At 40.4% G+C, this 5,108-nt stretch carries 5 protein-coding genes; 4 read left to right on the forward strand and 1 reads right to left on the reverse strand.

All coding sequences use genetic code 11. The annotated features are described in order from the left end of the window. The first annotated feature begins 474 nt into the window (after positions 1-474). From qoxA to qoxD, 4 genes are all read left to right on the forward strand, one after another. Entirely contained in the window at positions 475-1,419 is a 945-nt protein-coding gene (qoxA, locus tag AC06OU_RS04340; protein WP_475854219.1) for a cytochrome aa3 quinol oxidase subunit II, read from the forward strand. 61 nt (positions 1,420-1,480) lie between these two features. Further along, complete coding sequence (gene qoxB, locus AC06OU_RS04345) at positions 1,481-3,430, forward strand: cytochrome aa3 quinol oxidase subunit I (RefSeq protein WP_475854221.1); 1,950 nt, start codon at positions 1,481-1,483, stop codon at positions 3,428-3,430. Further along, positions 3,427-4,023: a cytochrome aa3 quinol oxidase subunit III gene (gene qoxC / locus AC06OU_RS04350; protein ID WP_251556238.1), complete on the forward strand. Its 597-nt coding sequence runs from the start codon at positions 3,427-3,429 to the stop codon at positions 4,021-4,023. The genes qoxB and qoxC overlap by 4 nt, the downstream gene beginning before the upstream one ends. Position 4,024: 1 nt before the next feature. Continuing rightward, the gene (qoxD, locus tag AC06OU_RS04355; RefSeq protein WP_251556239.1) at positions 4,025-4,306 is read left to right on the forward strand and encodes a cytochrome aa3 quinol oxidase subunit IV; all 282 of its coding nucleotides are present in this window, start codon (positions 4,025-4,027) and stop codon (positions 4,304-4,306) included. 215 nt (positions 4,307-4,521) lie between these two features. Here qoxD and AC06OU_RS04360 read toward each other — a convergent pair whose 3' ends face one another. After that, positions 4,522-4,749, reverse strand: coding sequence for a hypothetical protein (locus AC06OU_RS04360; protein WP_475854222.1), 228 nt, complete (start codon positions 4,747-4,749; stop codon positions 4,522-4,524). Between the last annotated feature and the right edge of the window lie 359 nt (positions 4,750-5,108).

A 5,108-nucleotide genomic window follows, 5' to 3' on the forward strand; every position in this document is an offset into this window, starting at 1 on the left:
ACTTCTAGCCTAGTTATGGGCAGAACCACTGTTATGGGCGCATTCTATAGCTTTATGGGACACTTCTGACCTATTTATGGGCACTTTTCACCCTCTTTACGGGACACTTACAGCCTGGGTATGGGCGCTTTATTACTTTTACGGTCGCTTTTCTATGGTGTATGGGACACTTTCAGATAGTTTACGGGCGGTACTCGAGTCTCCCTTACGAGAAGAACCTAGCTGCCACCCAAGCTTAAAGCGTCAACTTTCATCCACTAATCCTTTATGGTTTCCAACGCTTTTTTGAATAAATTTGTCACATTTACAATTGTGTAAAAGAACGTTCAAATCTTCTTGAAGAATTTGTGAAGTCCCGTTTTATTGTTCGTTTTTTTATATAGAAGATAATAAGATATAGGCACAGAGAGAAATTCTTTGAAACCAATACTAGTTACCTGAGCTTTTTATAATAGATTGGAAAGGAGTACAACAATGAAATTAAAATTGAAGTGGGCTCTTTTGACGATGGTTTTCACTATTGTCACTGTGTTAACAGGTTGTGAGCCATTACTTGTTTTAGATCCTAAAGGTCCACAGGCCGAAACACAGGCAAATGATATTATGTTATCCATTTTCCTTATGTCAGGGATCGTAATTGTCGTTTTAGCTATTTTAGTATTTGTGTTAATAAAATACCGTGCTTCTAAGCAAAGTGAGGATTACGAGCCACCTCATATAGAAGGTAATCCAATTGTGGAAGCAATTTGTGTCGGGATTCCTATTCTAATCGTTATTTTTCTTTCCATCGTATCGGTAAGAAGTAACTATATCGTTGAGTCGACACCTCAAGGCTATGAGGATCAAGAGCCATTAATCATTTATGCTTCTTCCTCTAACTGGAAATGGCATTTTAGTTATCCAGAACAAGATATCGAAACAGTTAACTACTTATATATTCCGGCAAACCGGGCGATTGAGTTTAAATTATATTCACACGGACCAATAACTAGCTTCTGGATTCCACAGCTAGGCGGACAAAAGTATGCAATGTCTGACATGGTTACTACCTTACACTTAGCAGCTGATGTGGAAGGCGAATTCATGGGAAGAAATGCGAACTTCAGTGGATCCGGATTTGCAGAAAACATCTTTGACGTTACCTCTATGTCTCATGCTGATTTTGAAGAATGGGTAGAGGAAGTACATGAAACTGCACCAGCACTTACAGAAGACAAGTTTGAAGAATTATTAGAGCCAGGACATCTTGGACGCTCTACTTATACAGGAACACATTTAGAATTCTCGCCTGCACCTAGTCATGACCATGGTTCAGACGAAGAGGATGCAGACCACGAGCATCATGACATGGATGAATCCGAGCATGAGAATCATGAACAAACGAATGCTGATGAAGAATCCGAGCATTCTCATCATTAATAGAAGGTTTACCAGATTACTATAGTCCAAGCTATAGATTCCTGAAAGGAGAAACAAAAGTATGGATTTCTTTGATCGCTTTGCCGTACCACATCCAAGCTTTTTGATATATGCATCCATGGTCGGTATCGGCCTTACGATGCTTGCGATAGTTTTAGGTATTACCTACTTCAAGAAATGGGGATACCTGTGGCGCGAGTGGATCACTACTGTAGACCATAAGCGTATTGGTATTATGTACTTGCTATCTGCATTACTAATGCTTTTCCGCGGAGGCGTAGACGCAATTATGATGCGCTACCAGCTTTCGATGCCAGAAAACACATTTTTAGATTCACAGCATTACAATGAAGTCTTCTCCACGCATGGAGTAGTAATGATTTTATTCATGGCAATGCCGTTTATCATCTTTTTCTTTAACTACGTTATTCCGTTACAAATCGGAGCTAGAGATGTTGCGTTTCCACGTTTAAATGCACTTAGCTTCTGGTTGTTCTTTATGGGTATGGGATTATTCAACATTTCCTTCATCGTAGGTGGATCACCTGATGCAGGATGGACTTCCTATTTCCCACTAGCAGGTAACGAGTTCAGTGCCTCTGTTGGTACGAACTATTATATGATCGCAATACAAATAGCTGGTCTTGGTACATTAATGACTGGTATTAACTTCATTACAACAATCCTGAAAATGAGAGCACCTGGTATGACTCTAATGAAGATGCCAATGTTCACATGGTCAGCATTTATCGCTAACGTAATTATCGTGTTCGCTTTCCCAGTATTAACTGTATTACTTGCAATGGGAACAATGGACCGACTGTTTGGAACGAACTTCTTCACAACAGATAATGGCGGTATGGATATGCTCTGGGCCAACCTGTTCTGGGTTTGGGGACATCCAGAGGTATACATTCTAATCCTGCCGGCATTCGGTATATTCAGTGAGATTATTTCCACCTTTGCACGACGCAATCTATACGGCTATAAGTCGATGGTTGCCTCTATGGTAGTTATCTCGCTTCTATCCTTTGTCGTTTGGGCCCATCACTTCTTTACAATGGGTCAGGGTCCACTGTCTAACAGTATCTTCTCCATCACAACGATGGCAATTGCTGTTCCAACAGGGGTTAAGATCTTTAACTGGCTATTCACCCTTTGGAAAGGGAAGATCGAGTTCACGACACCAATGCTTTACTCAATCATGTTCATTCCACTGTTCACACTAGGTGGAGTTACAGGGGTAATGCTTGCTATGTCAGCAGCCGACTATCAGTATCATAATACGATGTTCTTAGTAGCCCATTTCCATAATGTAATTATTCCTGGTGTTGTTTACGCAATGCTAGCTGGTCTTACTTACTATTGGCCGAAAATATTCGGTTTCATGTTAAACGAGCGATTAGGAAAATGGACTGCTTGGTTAATGTCTATTGGATTCGTACTAGCCTTCATCCCAATGTATATTACGGGATTAGACGGTCAAGCACGTCGTATGTACACATATTCTGAGTCAACAGGCTTTGGAATGTGGAATATGGTTTCGTTCATCGGAGCCGGTGTAATGGCAATTTCATTCGCGTTACTTGTTTACAACATCTATTGGAGCATACGTTATGCTTCTCGAGATATCGGAGACGATCCATGGGATGCACGTTCATTGGAATGGGCTACTCACACTCCAGTACCTGAGTATAATTTCGCAGTTACACCACAAGTTGATTCAACACAAGCATTTTGGGATTCTAAGAAAAACGGCTATGAGTTATTCCAAGGAAAAGTTGAAAAAATTCACATGCCGAATAATAGCGGTTTACCATTTATCATGAGCTGTATCTTCTTCGTCTTTGGATTTGCGATGGTCTTCAGCATCTGGCCACTTGCCATTGTGTCATTGCTTGGTATATTAGGCTGTCTGGCTTACCGTTCATTTGAACAAGATCACGGAAGATATATTTCGGTAGAGGAAATCGAAGAAACGGAAAGAAAATTGCGAGGTGCTAAAAAATGAAGGTAGATAAGTCACTTCCACTAGAATACAGCACAGAAGAAAATAGTTTAAAAATATTAGGCTTTTGGATTTTCATCGGAGCGGAAATTATGCTTTTCGCAACACTTTTCGCCTCCTACTTCACCTTAGAGAACCGCGTAGGTAGCGGTCCCTCTGGTGCAGAAATTTTTGAAATAACACCAGTGTTAATCGAAACACTTTTACTTTTAACGAGTAGCTTTACAATCGGACTTGCGATTCACGCGATGCGATTAAACCGTACGAAAGCAACGATGACTTTCTTTGGAATCACCCTTCTTCTAGGTGCAGCATTCCTTGGAGTAGAAATCTATGAGTTTGTTCACTATGTGCATGTTGGAGCTGGGCTTCAAACTAGTGCCTTCACTGCGATTTTATTGACGACGCTAGGAACTCACGGCTTGCACGTAACATTCGGTTTGTTCTGGGGATTATTTATCCTCCTACAAATCAAGAAACGTGGCTTGACTCCGGAAACGGCCAATAAGTCGTTTATCTTCTCACTATATTGGCATTTCCTAGATGTGATTTGGATCTTCATCTTCAGCTTCATCTACTTGAAAGGAATGATGTAATATGAAAGAATTATTCCCTCTTAAACAAGTAATGGGCTTTGCGTTTTCATTAGTGCTTACAGCAGTAGCACTGTTGGTGTACTTCATGGATATGTCATTCGGAGTTGGAATGACCGTCTTACTACTAACAGCGTTTACACAGGCTGGCTTACAGCTTGTCGTATTCATGCATGCCGGTGAAACGGAAGACAAAAAATCCATTTACGTCAATGTGTATTATGGCTTGTTGCTCGCACTATTCACGATTTTAGGTACGTTACTCGTTATGGTGTGGGATATGTAATAAAGAAAGAGCGTCTCTAGGCGCTCTTTTTTATTTGTAAATTTTAAGTGTGGGAAAGGACCATAGGGATATAAGTCTAGTCCATAGGTAAGACAAAGATATAAGCGCTGATGACATAAATAGAGCCTAGCAATAAATATCCAAGCTCCACTTTGCTCATGAAAAAAAGGCATCTAGAGTGGATCCTCTAAATACCTTGTACGAGCATCTCTTGTTTAGATACCCTCTTTTTTCAATTGTTTGGAGATCATTTCCTCTGAAGCAACTAAGATCATGCCAATGATAAATGTGAAAACTGCTCCCATGACGATTCCGATTCCAACGCCCATTACCGTACTATACTCACTTATGAATGATCCATATAAAAAGACAGCAATTCCTATAGTTAACAAGGCTGCACCTACAACTTTTGTAGCGTGTAACATTTTTACGTATGATTCCATTTCGAAACACCCCTCTTAACTATTATTATTCACCCCGTTCACATTTTTGTCAATACTTTTTGTCCGAAATGTGAACAAACTGATTATGAAGAAGGGTTTGGCTTTAATAATGAAAGATTTAGTTTGAGGTTGGACTTCTAAATCATTGAATCGGTCGGTTATAGGCGATAATCGGTCGGTTATCCTAAATAATCGGTCGGTTCTTGCCCATAATCGGTCGGTCGAGCCAGATAATCGGTCGGTCAACCCTAATAATCGGACGGTCACCCGAATGATATGCCCCCTATCGTATGTACAATCAGAAAAAAACTCACCAGTAGGCTACTGGAGAGTTCTCTTTATCATTTATTACTGTGCAG

This window comes from Psychrobacillus sp., assembly GCF_056205495.1.

Coding starts and splice junctions, on each gene's coding strand:
- qoxA (WP_475854219.1), top strand. CDS start 475: ATGAAATTAAAATTGAAGTGGGCTCTTTTGACGATGGTTTTCACTATT.
- qoxB (WP_475854221.1), top strand. CDS start 1,481: ATGGATTTCTTTGATCGCTTTGCCGTACCACATCCAAGCTTTTTGATA.
- qoxC (WP_251556238.1), top strand. CDS start 3,427: ATGAAGGTAGATAAGTCACTTCCACTAGAATACAGCACAGAAGAAAAT.
- qoxD (WP_251556239.1), top strand. CDS start 4,025: ATGAAAGAATTATTCCCTCTTAAACAAGTAATGGGCTTTGCGTTTTCA.
- AC06OU_RS04360 (WP_475854222.1), bottom strand. CDS start 4,749: ATGGAATCATACGTAAAAATGTTACACGCTACAAAAGTTGTAGGTGCA.